Raw genomic sequence first — 15109 nt, forward strand, 5'->3', positions numbered from 1 at the left:
GTGTTTATCCCGGCGACGCTGTTCGTCTGGACAGCTATGTCAGAGGCAGGTTCGGCAGACGGCGCGAGCGGGGGCAGCGGCGGGTCGCGGTTGGGGGCGCTCGTCGGCACGTGGCCCCGGAAGATCGGGGTCGCGCTGGGCGGACTCGTGGGCGTCCTCGTCCTCCTGTATCTGGTCGGGATCATCGGCGCCCCCTCGGCGGGCCTCGTCGACCGCGGCGACTGGGGCGAGGTCACCGAGGAACGGACGGAGATCGTCACGACCGTCTGGGTCGACAACCCCAACCCGGTCGGGGTCTCGCTCGGGAACAGTGTCACCGCCGAGTACGACATCGTCCTCAACGACGTACTGGTCGCCGAGGGGACCAAGTCGGACATCGAGGTCCCGGCGGGCAACAGCACGACGGAGCTACGGACGGACGTGATCAACGAGCGGCTGTCCAGCTGGTGGGTCGCGTTCGTTCGCGCCGACGAGACGGTCGAACTCGACGTGAACGCGACGATGCGAGTGGACACGCTCGTCAGCGCGGACTACGACGTGCGCCGCAACCGGACGATGCTGAACGAGTCGACGCCGGTGATCGACGCGCTGTCGGCCTCGGTCAACGAGACCAGCGGGACGTACACGGAGTCTGCGAGCGCGAGCGAACTCGACGACTCGCTGCTGGGCGACGCGCTCGGCGACAGCGACACCGTCACCGTCGGCTACGAGGTCGAACGGGGCTGGGCGACCTGGGACGAAGTGACGGAGGAGGAGACGACCGTGCAGTTCCACATGCTCGTCCACAACCCCGGTGACGTGCCGGTCCCGGCCGCGCCCGACGGCATCGGCGTCAGCGTCGACATGAACGACGTGCGGACCTTCGAGGCCGAGAGCGGCGAACTCTCCGCGGAGAGCGCCGGCGGCGACGAGGTCATCGCGCCCGGCGAGACCGAGGAGGTCACCTACACCGTGACGATGGACAACGACCGGGTCGACGACTGGTTCACCAGCCACGTCCGCGACGACGCCGGCCCCGGCGCCGAGGCGACGGCCGTCAGCGCGCAGTTCCAGGTCGTCTTCGACAACCCCGCCGGCGGGGAGTTCCGCTTCCCGCGGGACTCGCCGGTCACCTACGACTGCGCGTTCCAGACGGCGATCCTCGTCGACGGCCAGAACAGCACGTCGACGTGCGAGGCGCCGACGGTCCCCTCGGGGAACTGAGGGCACCGTCCAGCAGAGACAATTTACTGACTGAACTGCGGTGGCGCGCGCTTTCATGCGCGCGACGGCGCCGCGCGAGGGATGAGCATCGCAGGCCGCAGGCCGAGAAGCGCAATCGGCTGGGGAGGTGTGTGGCCGGCTGCGGTGCTGGACAGTGCGGTCGCGGTCCTGGCGGACAGAAAGGGCGAGACGCGCTCGCGTTCACTTCAGTCGTCTGAGCGGCCCCTATCCGCGCGAGTGCGGCGCGGTGCAGTTGTCCGAGCGCGGATATGCCGGTCAGCGACCGCGAGCGGGTCGAGGGCTTTCATCGGTTGCTGTCCGCAACGGCCATTGCCACGCCTAGCGACCGCGCCGAGCAAACCAACCGAGACGCTCAATCCCCTGATTCATCGGCTCTATCGACCGCAAACAACGGGAACCCGGGGCGCCAGTACAGCAGCGCGACCGACGCGAGGAAGGCGACCGTCGAGATGTCGATGGAGTAGGCGACCACGGTCGACATGAGCGTCACCATCCCGCCGAGCAGGCCGGTCGCGAACGAGGCGACGATGGGGAACGAACAGCTGAGACAGGAGACGAGGCCGAGCGCGCCCGACGCGACGGCGCCGCTGGCGTCGAGGACGGCGGCGTAGACGAGGTAGGTGAGGCCGAGGTAGCCGATCACCCGGTACGGGACGAACGAGACGTAGAAGACGCGCGTGATGACCCTGACGCGGCCCCAGCCGGGCGACCCGGAGCCGACGGTCACCCCCAGCACGCTCTCGGGGATGGGGTGGTGTCCGCCGACGGTGAGGCCGATCAGCCCCGCCCAGTTGGCGAGCAGGAGGAAGTAGACGGCCGCGAGCGCGCCGGCGACGAGGTGACGCCGGCGCGAGGCCGACGGGATCGGCGTCCGCCAAGCGGCGACGAGGACGGCGTTGATCCAGACGAACGGGTAGAGGACGTAGCGCGGGACGGTCACGTCGCCGGGCGTCGCGAGGAAGTAGCCGACGACGAGGGCGCCTTCGAGAGCGATAGCGGCGGCCAGCGGGCCCGCGCCGGTCGGCCAGGGCCACTCGGTCGTGCGGGTCGACTGGGCCATCAGGAATTAGCTCACGACGAGGAGCACGGTGATCGCGACGACGAACAGCATGCCCGTGGCGACGGCGCTCCCGGCCGCCGCCTGCGCGCTCGGGCGGCCGTGTTCGCGCATCGCGAAGTAGATGCCGCCGACGAGATACACCGCGACGAGCGCGCCGAGGGCGGCGATCATGGACGGCCCGGTGATCGCGCCGCTCGCGTACACCGTCGCCCCGAGCAGGAACCCGAGCACGAGGACGATGTAGGCGGCCGTCCAGGTGCTCGTGCGCCCGGCCACGCCCGCCAGTCCCGTCGCCGGACGCCCGTGACCGGCGTCGATATCGCCGTAGGCGACCCGCGGCGTGTAGTGCTCCCAGCCCCGCAGTCGCTGGGCCAGTACGAACACTCCGACCCCGAGCAGCCCCATTACCACCGTGCTCGCGAGGTACGCCGTGTTGACCATGGTACGTGTCTACACACCACTTCCCAGCGGACGTTTATAATTATTCTTGTACGAAAATCGAGGAGAATCGCGACCCCGGGCGGGTGTGCCGACGGCGACACCCTTTTTCACGCCCCCGACACAGTACGGAGTATGACAGACGGACCGGACACGGGCGAGGGCGACGGTGAGAGCGACGAGGGCGACGTCGAGTCGACCGTCCCGGAGTCGGGCGACGCCGACGCGGCGGTCGACGCGACAGCGGCCGAGGTCGGCGGCGAGGGGACCGCCGTGACCGAGTCCGACGATGCGATCGAAGCGGGGGAAGAATCGGAGACCGACGCCGACGACGGCCCGGAGACCGACGCCGACGACGGCCCGGAGACCGACGCCGACGACGGCCCGGAGACCGAAGTGGATCAGGCGGCCGACGCCCCGGGGGCGGACGTGCCGCCGGACGTCCAGAAGTACGACCGCTTCAAGAAGATCGACGGCGGGACCTACGACCGCGCCAACGACTTCCTGCGCGACCGCACGTACATCACGGCCCGCGAGTGGGCCATCGCGCGCCTCTGTGCCGACTTCCGCACGGAGACGGGCGTCGAGATGACGAAGATCGGCGAGAACCTCCCCGAACTCGTCCCGTTCATGACGGACACGTACACGCCACAGGCCGTCAACCAGGCCCGGGCGTCCTTCGAGGAGAAGATCCGGAAGGCCGGCGCGACCTTCCTCTACGGGGCGATGTGCGACTTCTTCACCGCCGAGGAACTCGACGACGTGATGTACGAGGCCACGGAGGTCGCGAAGTTCCTCCTCGAAGTCGAGGGCGTCGAACTCACCGTCGAGGAGGAACTCGAAGCGGAAGACGAGATCTCCGACGTGATGCGGGAGGTCCGGGAACACTCCTCCGCGCTCCGTCACGACGAGATGACCTGCCCCGAGTGCGGCCACGAGATGGAAGCCGACCAGTAAACCGAGAGCGGACTCGCGACAGAAGACGTATCACGTGAGAGGACGAACAGGTCTATCGAATGACAGCCGAAGCTACGTCGTCGGTCGTCCGCCGGGACCTGCTCGTCGCCGCGCTGGTGTTCGTCGCGGGAAGCCTCTCGGGCGCCGGAAGCGGGTTCCCCGTCGACCAGTGGTGGGTCGGCGTCGTCGCCGCCGCGGTGACGGCGGTGCTGATGGGCGCCTCGGATCGGAGCCGGGCCGGCACGTGGGCCATCGCCGCCGTCGGAGGGGTAGCTATGCTCGCCCTCCTCTGGAGCGGGGTCGGCGTCGTCTGGAGCGGGGCCGGCGAGGGGATTCCGGTGGACGCGCTCCCGTTCCTGATGGTCGGGATGAGCGTCGGGATGGCGCTGAATCGCGTCGCGTTCGGCGTCGTCCGGCCGGTCTCGACGGTGAGACTGGCGCGCGAACGCGACGGAGCGTCCGAGACGAACTGACCGGCCAGACGCGAGACGGGCCCGCGGCACCCGGCCGGCCACTTTATCTGTCGACGTGTCTACCGGATCGCATGGACGCCGCTCGACGCGTGCTCCTCCTCGAAGGCGGGATGGGCGCCCTCTGGGCCGTGTACGGACTCGTGACCACCTCGGTCGCGACGGTCGTCGGCGCGTGGTGGCTCGCGGTGCCGTCGGCGGTGACGGTCGTCGCGCTCACGTACGCCGAGGACCACCGCATGATGGACTGGGACCCCTACCGGCGCGGCGCAGTCGCGATCGCCGCCGTGGTCGTCGGCGTCGCGGTCGTGTGGCTACTCGCGATCCTGACGAGCCTCGCCGTCGTCGAGACCATCGGCGTCGGCATAACCGGGATGGGCGCAGGACTGCTCGGCTATCGGATCGTCTACGGCGTCGTTCGACCGGTTCCCGAAGCCCGCCTCGCCGCCGAGAGCGGACAGTCCGTGTGAGAATCGGAGCTACCGGAGCGCGCTAGACGTCACTCGACTGCGCGCTCCGGGAAGAACGGCTCCGGGTCGTCGTGCTCGACAGTGACGACAGCGTCGTCCTGGAGCGGGCGCACGTGCGTGTAGAGTCCGTACTCCCGGGCGACCTCGGCGAGCGCCTCGCGGTCGGACTGGACGTAGTACAGCGGGACCAGCCCCGCGGTCTCCCCGTCGGCCGCCTCCAGGACGACGACCAGATAGACGACGCCCGACCCGGTTGCGGCGTAGACGTCGCACTCGGCGACAGTTCGGTCGGCCATCGCGTCTCGGAACGCCGCGAACTCGTCGCCCGGGACGACGACGTCGAACCCCAGCCGTGGGGCGTCGGGTTCGTACTCGCCGGTCTGTTCGGCGGCGGTCCGTGGCTCACCGGTCAGGACGGCCACGTCGCCCGGGTGGACGGCGACCACGTGCCAGCCCGCCTCCCGGTACTCCGCCGCCGTCGCGTGCATGTCCTCGACGACCGTCTCCCAGCCGTCGGTCACCCGGTGGAAGGGGTTGTCCGTCGGGTCGGTCGGGCCCTGCTCTCGCATGTGTCGGTCGGTCTGCGCCGCCGCACAAAATGGCGTACGACCGTTCGCCGGAGTATGCCGCGTTTACCGGTCTGCTCTGTCTCGTGCGTCCGGTCCGCTCTGTCTCGCGCGTCCGGTCTGCACCCCGCTCAGAGCGTCGCCGCGAGCACGGAGACGCCGACCACGACGCCGGTGCCGAAGCCGGCGATGCGAGCCATGGCCCGCCGGGAGTCGCGCTCGGTCCAGTCGCTCCCGGTGTCGAGGCGGCGGTGCATCGCCTCGACGGACCGTCCCGCGATGACCGAGCCCGACCACCCGAGGACGCCGAACCCGAGTGCGAGCGCACCGAGCGCGAACGCCGTCGCTTCGCTACCGCCGGGGTCGCCGGAGGAGAGCGTGAGCGCGGCCATCGCCGCGGCGCCAGCGACGACGCCGAGCGCCGCCGCGCCGCCGACGATTCGCGCCCGGGGGCGGACCCAGTCGCGCAGGCGAACGGCCCGGTCGCTCGGTTCGTCGGCGGTTCTGCGGGGCGTCTCGCGGGGGCTCATCAGTCGATGGCCTCCCGCATGCGCGGGTCGAGCGCGTCCCGCATCCCGTCACCGAGCAGGTTGAACCCGAGGACGGTGACCGCCAGCAGGAGTCCGGGGAAGAAGGAGAGCCACCACTTCCCCGTGAGCAGGCCGTTGTCGACGCCCCGGGAGAGCATCAGTCCCCACGACGGCGTGCCGGCCTGCGCGCCGAACCCGAGGAAGGAGAGCGCGGCCAGGTCGATGATAGCCAGCCCGAAGTTCAGCGTCGACTGGACGGTGACGGGCGCGAGGGTGTTCGGCAGGACGTGCCGTGCGAGGACACGCGGGTCCGTCGCACCGAGCGCCACGGTGGCGTCGACGTACTCGTCTTCGAGGACGGTCAGCGCGGCCCCGCGGACGACCCGGGCGAACCGCGGCGTGTACACGAGCGTCAGCGCGGCGACGGCGCGCCACAGGCCGAGTTCGCGCGGGAAGATGGCGACCAGCGCCAGCGCGAGCAGCAGTGACGGGAACGCCAGTAGCACGTCCATCGTCCGCATCACCACGTTGTCGGTCACGTCGCCGTAGTAGGCGGCGATGATCCCGAGCGAGACGCCGAGGACCGTCGAGACGGTGACGGTGATGGTCCCGAACTTCAGCGCCAGCCAGGCGCCGTAGAGGCATCGCTTGTAGATGTCCCGGGCGGCGGCGTCGGTCCCGAACAGGTGCTGGTTCCAGGCGGCCGGCCCGATCCAGCCCGGCGGCGTCCGGTCGGCGACTTCGGTCCCGAGCCTGGACTGGGTGAGCGCGTTCAGGTCGTAGACGAACCGGGCGTACACCGCGACGACGGCCATCCCGACGATGATCGACAGGCCGACGACCGCGAGCCGATTGGAGAGCAGGTCCGAGAGGAACGGCGAGGCCCGCAACCGACCGAAGAACCCGCGCGTCTCCCGGCGGTCGACTCCGCTTTCGGCCTCCGTGCCCGTTCCGGGCGGCGCGTCGGTCTCGGTGTCGGTCGGGGTGTCGGCGTTCATCGGCGCGCACCGTCCCGTGGTGGATTCTCGGTGGTCATTGCTGGATCCGTGGGTCGAGGTAGCCGTAGGTGATGTCGACGACGAGCGTGACGAGCGTGAACAGCAGCGCGAAGGTGAGGACCGTGCCCTGGACCACGGGGTAGTCCGACGACCCGATGGCGCGGACGATGGTCAGTCCCATCCCGTTGATGCCGAAGACGGTCTCGGTGAGGACGGCCCCGCCCAGCAGCGTCCCGAACTGGATACCGATGATGGTGACGACGGGGATGAGCGCGTTGCGGAATCCGTGTTTCATCACGGTGATCTTGGCGCCCTGGCCCTTCGCGCGGGCGGTCCGCATGTAGTCCTGCCTGACGACCTCGAGCATCGACGAGCGCATCATCCGCGAGATGAGCGCCGTCGAGTAGATGCCGATGACGAGCGACGGCATCAGCAGGTGCCGGGCCGCCGAGACGAACGCGTCGAACCGCCCGAGCAACAGGGTATCGACCGTGATCATCCCGGTCAGCGGGAGCTGTCGGCCCATGAACTCCCACTGGGTCGGGAGGAACAGCGTCGAGTCTATCCGACCGCTGGTCGGCAGGACGCCGAGGTACGTCGCGAACAGGAGGATGAGCAGCGGCCCCGACCAGAAGATGGGGATCGAGATGCCCGACAGCGCGCCGACGCGCGTGAGGTGGTCGGTCGCGGAGTCCTGCTTGACCGCAGAGAGGACGCCGAGCGGGATACCGATGAAGATACCCGCCAGTTGCCCGTACACCGCGAGTTCGATCGTGACCGGCAGCCGGTCGGCGATGACCGACCGGACCGGCGCGCCCTGACTGATGCTGTAGGACTGCCCGAAGTCGAAGCGGGCCGCGTCCCAGAGGAAGTCCACGTACTGGACGTAGAGCGGCCGCGTCAGCCCGAGTTCTCGGCGGACCTGGTTCACCTGCTCCGTCGAGGCGCGCTGGCCGGCGATGATGCGCGCCGGGTCGCCCGGCGCGAGGTGGAGGATGGCGAACACGAGCGTAGCCACTCCGAACAGCACCGGGACGAGCAGGAGGAGTCGCTTGAGGACGAACCTGAGCGAAGCCATGACTGGAGCGGGGTGGCGGCCCTACTGTATCTGGACCGTGTTGAGGTACGGGCCGCCGACGGAACTGATCGTGTAGGAGTCCTCGACGACGGCCTCGTTGATGGCCCGCAGCGTCTCGGCGTAGTCGAGGAACACCCACGGCGCCTCGTCGTGGGCGATCTGGTTGGCCTCGACGTACATCGACTCGCGCTCGCCCTCGTCGTAGGTCTGCTGGGCCTCGCGGACGATCTCCATGAACTCGGTGTTGGCCCACGCCGAGACGTTGAGCGTGCTGTACCCCTCGGTGTCGAAGCTCACCCAGTCCTGGTCCTCCGGGACGGCGTCCATCGACACCTTCGGGTCCAGCAGGACGTACAGGAAGTTGTCCGGGTCGGCGTTGTCGGTGTACCAGCCGAGGAAACAGGCGTCGTGTTTGCCCTGGTCGGTGTAGTCGAGGTAGGGGCTGAACGTCGAGAACTGGTTGATGTTCACCGTCAGTCCGAGGGCCTCGAGGTCGGACTTGACCTGGTTGGCCGTCTGGATCGGGCTCGGGTTGTAGCCGCGCGGGTTCGAGAACGTCGCGAGTTCGAACTCGAAGCCGTCGCCGTAGCCCGCCTCTTCGAGGAGCGACTGGGCCTGCTCCGTGTCCTGCGGATACGGGTCGAGGTCCTCGTTGTGGCCGAGCACGTCCGGCGGGAGCGGCTGGTCGGCCTGGGTCGCGAAGCCCTGGTAGATCTGGTCGACGATGGCCTCCGTGTTGATCGCGAGGGAGACGGCCCGGCGAACGCGTCGGTCGCGGAACTCCTCCCGGCGGGCCATGTTGAACGCCATGTAGCCGACGTTGATGCCGTTCTTCCTGAGCAGCGTCGCCGTGCCGCTGTCGTCGGCCTGCTGGAACCCGTCGGAGTCCAGGTTGTCGGTGATGTGCGAGTCGCCGTTGATCACGTCCTGGACGCGGGTGCTGTTCTCCTGGATCGTCTTGAAGACGACGTTGGCGACGTTGGGTCCCTCGCCCCAGAACTCCTCGTTGGCCGTCAGCCGGATGCGGCTGTTGGGGTTGTCGAGCTGGTCGAACGCGAACGGACCGGTCCCTATCGGCTCGGTACCGAGCCCGACCTGGTCGTCGCCGCTGGCGCCCATCTCCTCGATCTGGGACTCCGAGAGGACGGCCGCCGCGAACATCGCGAGGTTGCGCAGGAAGGGCGCGTACTGCTGGGTGAGTTCGATCGTCAGCGAGTAGTCCTCGCTGGCGTCGACGCTCTCGATCCAGTTGCCGAGCGTGAACGGGCCGTACCCCGACCGGTTCTCGTCGCCGAGGTAGTAGTCGTAGTCCGACTGCGTGAACCGCCGCCAGGTCGCCTCGAAGTCGCTGGCGGTGAACTCCTCGCCGTCGTGGAAGGTGACGCCCTCGCGGAGTTCGAGCGTCGCGGTCGTCCCCTCCAGCGAGTAGTCGGTCGCCAGCGCGTCCTCGAGCTGGCCGCCGCTCCCCGCCGCGAACTGGATCAGCGTGTCGAATATCTGGTTCGTGACCTTCGCGACCTCGCCACTGGTCGTCTGCTGCGGGTCGTAGTTCTCCGGGTGGTCACCGCGAGCGTACACCAGCGTCCCGCTCGGGGCCGTGCCGCCGTCCCCGTCACCGTCGCCGTCGCCACCGTTTCCGTCGCCGCCGCCACCGTCGCCGCCACCATCGTCGCCGTCGCCGCCACCACCGTCGCCGCCACCGTCGCCGTCCTCGCCGTCGGCTGGTTCTGTCGTCTCTGCGCCACCCCCGCCGCCGCCACACCCCGCGACCGTCACCGTCGCGGCCGTCGTCCCGGCAAGCGTCAGGAACCGCCGTCTATCGATGGACTGCTCCGAAGACATGATCTCGACTGGTCCCAGAACGGATATATTACCCTCGATACTTCACACACGTTACACTATCGCTACGTAGCGGTACCCCGAGATTACCGGCCGGGGCGCCCGGCTCGTCGAGGCCGCCGCTGGACGCGGTCGTCGAGGTCGTCATCGAACGCGGTCGTCGAGGTCGTCACCGGACCTGAGCGCCGAGGCCATCGCCGGACCCCGTCGCCTCGATCACCAGACTCCGTCGGAATCCGGCTGTTCGTACAGGTGGCAGGCGGCGGGATGAGGGTCGTCCTGAAGCACGGGATGGCGCCGCTCGCAGACGCTCTCGAAGCGGTCGCGGAGGACCAGCTCGGCGGCGTCCCACTCCTCGACGGCCAGGTGTTCGAGCGACTTGCGGACGACTGTGCGATTCCGGCCGTCGAGCCGGGTGTCGAACAGCTCCGCGAACGCGGTCTCGACGAACGCCGAGAGCGAGGCGGACCGGTCGCTCGCTCCCGACCCGTCGCCCGTACGCGACCCGGTCGGCCCACCGTCGGACCCCGCGGTTCCGCCGTCGGTCGCGGCCTGGGCGTCGTCGGCGGCGGTCGCCCACATCGCGTCGACGTCGATCGAGCGGTCGGCGACTCGCTGTCGGTAGTCCATCACCTCGCGGTAGGTCTCCTGCTCGATCGCGACGTCCGCCGGCGGGATCACCGCCGGACACCGCGTTCGGAATCGACACCCCGACGGAGGGTCGGCAGGGTCGGGGACGTCGCCTTCGAGCAGGATGCGGTCGGCCGTGACCGACGGGTCGGGTTCGGGTATCGCCGACAGGAGCGAGCGCGTGTAGGGGTGTTTCGGGTCCGAGAACAGGTCCGCGGTCTCGGCGATCTCGACGATCTCGCCGAGGTACATCACGGCGACGCGGTCGCAGATGTGCCGGACGACGCTCAGGTCGTGCGCGATGAAGAGGTAGGTGAGCCCGAACTCCCCCTGGAGGTCCTCCAGCAGGTTGATAATCTGTGCCTGAACCGATACGTCGAGCGCGCTCACCGGTTCGTCGCAGACGATGAAGTCGGGGTCGACCGCGAGGGCGCGCGCGATTCCCACGCGCTGGCGCTGGCCGCCCGACAGCTCGTGCGGGTAGCGGTCGAACTGGTCCGGGTCGAGGCCGACGGCGTCCATGAGTTCCAGCACGCGGTCCCGCCGCTGTTCGCGGCGAGAGCCCTCGGGCTCTGACTCCGGGAGGCCGTGGATCGTGAGCGGTTCGGCGATAGTCTTGCCGGCGGTCATCCGCGGGTCGAGACTCGACAGCGGGTCCTGGAAGATCATCTGCATGTCCCGGCGCTTGCGGCGCAAGCCGTCCTTGTCGAGGTCGGCGAGGTCGTCACCGGCGAAGACGACCCGGCCGTCGGTCGGTTCGAGCAGTCGCAGGAGTGTCCGGCCGGTGGTGGACTTCCCACACCCGGACTCGCCGACCAGTCCGAGCGTCTCGCCCTCGTACACGTCGAAGGAGACGCCGTCGACGGCGCGGATCGGCGACTGCTCGCGCCCCAGGTACTCGTCGAGCAGGTCCTCGGCCTGCGAGAAGTGCTTCGTGAGCCCCTCGACCGACAGCAGTCGCCGGTCGGTCCGGGTCGACGCGGCCGCAGAGACGCCGGCGGTCTCCGCCCCGTACTCGCTCGTGTCGAACGACTCGAGGATGCACTTCGAGCGGTGGTCGACCTGGTCGGGCCCGTGCTGGAGGTAGGGGATCTCCCCGTGACGACACTCCGGTTGCACCCAGGGACACCGCGGCGCGAAGTGACACCCCTCGGGCATGTCGACGAGGCTCGGCACCGACCCCTCGATGGGAGTGAGTCGATCCGCGTCCTCCCGGGGGATCGATTCGAGGAGCGTGTACGTGTAGGGATGCGACGGGTTGTGGAATATCTCGTCGACCGGGCCCTCCTCGACGATCTCGCCGGCGTACATGACGGCCACGCGGTCACAGACCTCCGCGACGACGCCGAGGTCGTGGGTGATGAAGAGGACGGCCATCCCGAGGTCGCTCTGGAGGTCGTCGATCAGGTCGAGGATCTGGGCCTGGATAGTCACGTCGAGCGCCGTCGTCGGTTCGTCGGCGACGAGCAGTTTCGGTCGGCAGGCCAGCGCGATGGCGACGAGCACGCGCTGGCGCATCCCGCCGGAGAACTCGTGGGGGTAGTCGTCGACCCGCGAGGTCGGTTCCGGGATGCCGACCTGGTCGAGCATGTCGACGGTGTCGGCGAGGACCCGTTCGTCCATGTCGTCGCCGATCCGGGGCAGGATCTCGCGGACGCCGTTGACCCACGAGTCCGCTCGCTTGCGGTCGTATCGGTGCAGTCGGAGGCTCTCCGCGATCTGTTCGCCGACCGTGATCGCCGGGTTGAGCGACGTCATCGGGTCCTGGAAGATCATGCCCATGTCGCCGCCGCGGACCTCGCGCATCGCCGTCTCCGGTGCCGCCGTCAGGTCGACGTGTCCGTCGAGGAGCGTGACCCACCCCGACCCGCTCTCCGGGAGCGCGCGTTCCGGCGCGTCGCGGACGAGGCGTCGGGCGAGCGCCGTGTCGTCCAGCGACCGGTCGACGTCGACGCTTCGCGGGACCGCGGCGCGGTCGACGGTCGCGTCGGTCACGTGGAGGAACGAGCCATCGGCCGGTCGGCGACCAGACGTCACGCCCTCCGGGGGATCGGTCGCGACGGCGTCGGGGTAGCGACGAGCGAGTCGGCCGACGGTTTCGAGCGCGCCGAACCGGACCGTCCCGCCGGCGATGCGACCGGGGTCCTCGATCAGGCCCATCGTCGAGAGCGCGGTCACGGACTTGCCGGACCCGGACTCGCCGACCAGCCCCACCGTCTCGCCGCTCTCGACCGTCAGGTCGATGCCGTCGACCGCGTGGACGACCCCCCTGTCGGTATCGAAGTGCGTCCGCAACCCCGCTATCGAGAGCAGGTCGCTCATCTCGAACGGGCTTGGTCGATCAGTCGGAAAGTTATAGGCGGGTTACCGGGCGACGACGCCGGGGAGAGTGCGGGGGCGGGCGGTCACGGGTGGTCGCGGGTGGTCGCGGATGGTCGGTCCGAGCGGAGAAGCGGCGAGCGGAGAAGCGGCGAGCGGCGGTCGGCTCGGTCAGGAGCGGTCGTCGTCCGGCGACTCCTCGACGACTTCCGCGGCCAGGTCGGCGATCGATTCGGTCTCCTGGCCCCCGCGGGTGACTCGGTCGTCGTCTCGCTCGTCGACTGCGGTGTTGTCGCCGGCTCTGACGTTCTCGCCGACGGCGGAACCGAAGGATTCGCTCTCTCCGCCGGGGCGGTCGTCGGCGTCGCGCTCGTAGACGACGGTGCCGCGGACGAGCGTGAGCTGGGGGAAGACGGCCTCGCGACCCTCGAACGGCGTCCAGTCGCACTTCGTGTGCAGCCGGTCGGCGCGGATCGGGTGGGTCTTGCCGGGGTCGACGAGCACGAGGTCGGCGTCCATCCCCTCGGCGACGCGGCCCTTCGACGGCAGGTCGAACACCTCCGCCGGGTTCGCGGCGGTGAGGTCGCGGATCCGCTGGTAGGTGAGGGCGCCGGTGCGGGCGTCTGCGAGCAGGAGCGGGAGCGCCGTCTCGACGCCCGGGACGCCCGAGGGCGCGTCCCAGATGTCGGCGTCTTTCTCTTCGGCGGTGTGGGGCGCGTGGTCCGTCGCGATCATGTCGACCTGTCCCTCGACGACGCGGTCGTAAACGCGCTGACGGCGCTTCTCGCGGCGGAGCGGCGGGTTCATGCGACCGTGCGTGCCCAGTTCGCGCAGGTCGCTCCGGGAGAGGTACATGTGGTGGGGCGTGACCTCGCAGGTCATCCCCGCCTCGCTGGCTGCGTCGATGCCCTCGGGCGTCGAGGTGTGGGCGACGTGGATCCGCGTGTCGCGCTCGGCGGCAACCTCGCAGGCCCGGCGGACGGCGGCGGCCTCGGCGCGAGCGGTGCGGTAGGCGCTCCAGGCGTCGGCGTCGTCGCGCTCCTGCGCGCTGATGTTGAAGAGGCTCGCGTCCTCGGCGTGGACGGTAACCGTCACGTCGTGCGCGTCGGCCTCGGCGAGTGCGTCGACGAACAGCGGTTCCTCGATGCCCATGTTGCCCGTCGAGTCGGCGAGGAACACCTCGCCGAGCGCGAAGAGGTCGCGGTCGAACAGGGAGTCGGGGAGCCAGTCGGCGTTCACGCCGCCGTTGAGGCCGTAGTCGACGAGCGAGGCCGCCGCGAGGTCCGCCTTCTCGTCGAAGGCGGCGCCGTCGACGGTCGGCGGCGAGGTGTTGGGCTGGTCGACGACGGTCGTCACGCCGCCCGCGGCGGCGCTGTGTGAGCCCGTCTCCCACGTCTCCTTGTGCGAGTCACCGGGTTCGCGGAAGTGGACGTGGGCGTCGATCATCCCCGGCAGGAGGCGCTTGCCGGTCGCGTCGAGAACCCGCTCGTCCTCGCTCGCGTCCAACCCCTCCCCGACGGCCGCGATCGTCTCACCCGACACGCGGACGTCCCGACGCCGTCCGTCCGCGAGTGTCGCGTTCCGGAATAGCATACCCCACCTCTGACGCGAGTGGCCCTAAATCTCCCGGACTGTCGCAGCGTCGACGGGAAGCGGTCGATCGACCGGTCCGTGGGCACCCCAGGTGGGTCCCCGCGGCGGCCTCGACGGGTGCCGACGGAGGCCGCTCCGTCGCAGTGCCGACGCGTCGACCACCGAACGGCGGACGGGTCGGTCACTCCGTCGAGTCGACCTGCCGTACCTGCGTCGGGTCCCCGCCGACCAGCGCGGTCTCGACCGCTCGGACGACCGCGTCGGAGTCGGCCGCTCCCCCCGCTCGCGCGACGCTCCCGACCGTCTCCGGGTCGAAGGGCACTTCGAGCGCGTCGTACACCGGGTCGAGAACCCCGGCGATCGGTTCGTGGTCGCGGACCAGCAGGACGCCCGCGACGACGGCCGCGTCCGCGTGCACACGCTGGGCGAGGCCGGCGAGTTTCCGCGCCCGTCCGCCGCAGTCGGCCTGCACCGAGTGGGTCCCGGGACAGAACGAGTCGGGTGGTTCGCCCTCACGGGCGTCGACACCGAGTTCGTCGAGCGCGTCGAGCAGGTCTGCGGTCGCCGCGTCGTAGCGGTCCTGGAGTCCCGACCGCATGTCGTCGACGGGCGTCACGCGGGCGAAGGCGACCGTCGATCCGGTGTAGGCGACGGCGCGCCCGCCCACCTCGCGCTCGACGGGCGGAAACCCGTGGTCTTCGGCGAGTTCGCGGGCGCGGTCGTACCCGTCGGCGCCGGAGTCGCGGCGACCGAAGGCGACCTGTCGGTGGGGTCGCCAGACCCGGACCGCGGGCTCGCGGTCGTCGGCGACCCGGTCGACCACACGGTCGGAGACCGCGCGGTCGGCGTCGATGGAGTCGGCACGGCCGCGGTAGACGCGCATACGTGTTCGAGAGGGCGGTACGGAGAAAACGGCACCGCTCGCGTAGACGACGAC

14 protein-coding genes are annotated in these 15109 nt (G+C 69.8%); 4 read left to right on the forward strand and 10 right to left on the reverse strand.

The window, feature by feature from the left end; translation table 11 throughout:
• The first annotated feature begins 36 nt into the window (after positions 1-36).
• Complete coding sequence (locus D1409_RS08995) at positions 37-1203, forward strand: LEA type 2 family protein (protein WP_123536268.1); 1167 nt, start codon at positions 37-39, stop codon at positions 1201-1203.
• Between the two features lie 373 nt (positions 1204-1576).
• Here D1409_RS08995 and D1409_RS09000 read toward each other — a convergent pair whose 3' ends face one another.
• Together D1409_RS09000 and D1409_RS09005 are read right to left on the reverse strand one after the other, a co-directional pair.
• A complete protein-coding gene (locus D1409_RS09000) occupies positions 1577-2284 on the reverse strand; it encodes a DUF7546 family protein (protein ID WP_123536270.1) in 708 nt (235 codons plus the stop codon).
• 6 nt (positions 2285-2290) lie between these two features.
• Complete coding sequence (locus D1409_RS09005; RefSeq protein ID WP_123536272.1) at positions 2291-2725, reverse strand: hypothetical protein; 435 nt, start codon at positions 2723-2725, stop codon at positions 2291-2293.
• A gap of 132 nt (positions 2726-2857) precedes the next feature.
• On the opposite strand from D1409_RS09005, the gene D1409_RS09010 reads away from it, so the two are divergent.
• The 3 genes from D1409_RS09010 to D1409_RS09020 all read left to right on the forward strand — a co-directional run bounded on the left by D1409_RS09010 (position 2858) and on the right by D1409_RS09020 (position 4619).
• Entirely contained in the window at positions 2858-3679 is an 822-nt protein-coding gene (locus D1409_RS09010) for a DUF5806 family protein (protein ID WP_123536274.1), read from the forward strand.
• A gap of 59 nt (positions 3680-3738) precedes the next feature.
• Positions 3739-4152 carry a hypothetical protein gene (locus D1409_RS09015; protein ID WP_123536276.1) on the forward strand — a complete coding sequence of 138 codons (414 nt, stop codon included), beginning with the start codon at positions 3739-3741 and terminating at the stop codon, positions 4150-4152.
• A 71-nt stretch (positions 4153-4223) separates the two neighbouring features.
• On the forward strand, positions 4224-4619 hold the full coding sequence (locus D1409_RS09020; protein WP_123536277.1) for a hypothetical protein: 396 nt from the start codon (positions 4224-4226) through the stop codon (positions 4617-4619).
• Positions 4620-4648: 29 nt separating this feature from the next.
• On the opposite strand, the gene D1409_RS09025 is transcribed toward D1409_RS09020, so the two are convergent.
• From D1409_RS09025 to D1409_RS09060, 8 genes are all read right to left on the reverse strand, one after another.
• Positions 4649-5188 carry a DUF7529 family protein gene (locus D1409_RS09025; protein ID WP_123536279.1) on the reverse strand — a complete coding sequence of 180 codons (540 nt, stop codon included), beginning with the start codon at positions 5186-5188 and terminating at the stop codon, positions 4649-4651.
• A gap of 128 nt (positions 5189-5316) precedes the next feature.
• Entirely contained in the window at positions 5317-5715 is a 399-nt protein-coding gene (locus D1409_RS09030) for a DUF7268 family protein (protein WP_206425017.1), read from the reverse strand.
• Positions 5715-6713, reverse strand: coding sequence for an ABC transporter permease (locus D1409_RS09035; protein ID WP_235853532.1), 999 nt, complete (start codon positions 6711-6713; stop codon positions 5715-5717). Before D1409_RS09035 ends, D1409_RS09030 begins: the two co-directional genes overlap by 1 nt.
• A 34-nt stretch (positions 6714-6747) precedes the next feature.
• Positions 6748-7791: an ABC transporter permease gene (locus tag D1409_RS09040; RefSeq protein ID WP_123536281.1), complete on the reverse strand. Its 1044-nt coding sequence runs from the start codon at positions 7789-7791 to the stop codon at positions 6748-6750.
• Positions 7792-7812: 21 nt separating this feature from the next.
• A complete protein-coding gene (locus D1409_RS09045) occupies positions 7813-9633 on the reverse strand; it encodes an ABC transporter substrate-binding protein (protein ID WP_123536283.1) in 1821 nt (606 codons plus the stop codon).
• Positions 9634-9846: 213 nt separating this feature from the next.
• Positions 9847-12582 carry a dipeptide ABC transporter ATP-binding protein gene (locus tag D1409_RS09050; RefSeq protein ID WP_123536285.1) on the reverse strand — a complete coding sequence of 912 codons (2736 nt, stop codon included), beginning with the start codon at positions 12580-12582 and terminating at the stop codon, positions 9847-9849.
• 168 nt (positions 12583-12750) lie between these two features.
• Positions 12751-14172 carry a dihydroorotase gene (locus D1409_RS09055; RefSeq protein WP_123536287.1) on the reverse strand — a complete coding sequence of 474 codons (1422 nt, stop codon included), beginning with the start codon at positions 14170-14172 and terminating at the stop codon, positions 12751-12753.
• A 181-nt stretch (positions 14173-14353) separates the two neighbouring features.
• Positions 14354-15055: a lipoate--protein ligase family protein gene (locus D1409_RS09060; protein ID WP_123536289.1), complete on the reverse strand. Its 702-nt coding sequence runs from the start codon at positions 15053-15055 to the stop codon at positions 14354-14356.
• Positions 15056-15109 lie beyond the last annotated feature (54 nt).

The organism is Halosimplex salinum, from assembly GCF_003730195.1.
GTDB classification, from domain to species: Archaea; Halobacteriota; Halobacteria; order Halobacteriales; family Haloarculaceae; genus Halosimplex; species Halosimplex salinum.

Coding starts and splice junctions, on each gene's coding strand:
- D1409_RS09040 (WP_123536281.1), bottom strand. CDS start 7,791: ATGGCTTCGCTCAGGTTCGTCCTCAAGCGACTCCTCCTGCTCGTCCCG.
- D1409_RS09010 (WP_123536274.1), top strand. CDS start 2,858: ATGACAGACGGACCGGACACGGGCGAGGGCGACGGTGAGAGCGACGAG.
- D1409_RS09015 (WP_123536276.1), top strand. CDS start 3,739: ATGACAGCCGAAGCTACGTCGTCGGTCGTCCGCCGGGACCTGCTCGTC.
- D1409_RS09035 (WP_235853532.1), bottom strand. CDS start 6,713: ATGAACGCCGACACCCCGACCGACACCGAGACCGACGCGCCGCCCGGA.
- D1409_RS09025 (WP_123536279.1), bottom strand. CDS start 5,188: ATGCGAGAGCAGGGCCCGACCGACCCGACGGACAACCCCTTCCACCGG.
- D1409_RS09020 (WP_123536277.1), top strand. CDS start 4,224: ATGGACGCCGCTCGACGCGTGCTCCTCCTCGAAGGCGGGATGGGCGCC.
- D1409_RS09005 (WP_123536272.1), bottom strand. CDS start 2,725: ATGGTCAACACGGCGTACCTCGCGAGCACGGTGGTAATGGGGCTGCTC.
- D1409_RS09030 (WP_206425017.1), bottom strand. CDS start 5,715: ATGAGCCCCCGCGAGACGCCCCGCAGAACCGCCGACGAACCGAGCGAC.
- D1409_RS09045 (WP_123536283.1), bottom strand. CDS start 9,633: ATGTCTTCGGAGCAGTCCATCGATAGACGGCGGTTCCTGACGCTTGCC.
- D1409_RS08995 (WP_123536268.1), top strand. CDS start 37: ATGTCAGAGGCAGGTTCGGCAGACGGCGCGAGCGGGGGCAGCGGCGGG.
- D1409_RS09000 (WP_123536270.1), bottom strand. CDS start 2,284: ATGGCCCAGTCGACCCGCACGACCGAGTGGCCCTGGCCGACCGGCGCG.
- D1409_RS09050 (WP_123536285.1), bottom strand. CDS start 12,582: ATGAGCGACCTGCTCTCGATAGCGGGGTTGCGGACGCACTTCGATACC.
- D1409_RS09060 (WP_123536289.1), bottom strand. CDS start 15,055: ATGCGCGTCTACCGCGGCCGTGCCGACTCCATCGACGCCGACCGCGCG.
- D1409_RS09055 (WP_123536287.1), bottom strand. CDS start 14,172: ATGCTATTCCGGAACGCGACACTCGCGGACGGACGGCGTCGGGACGTC.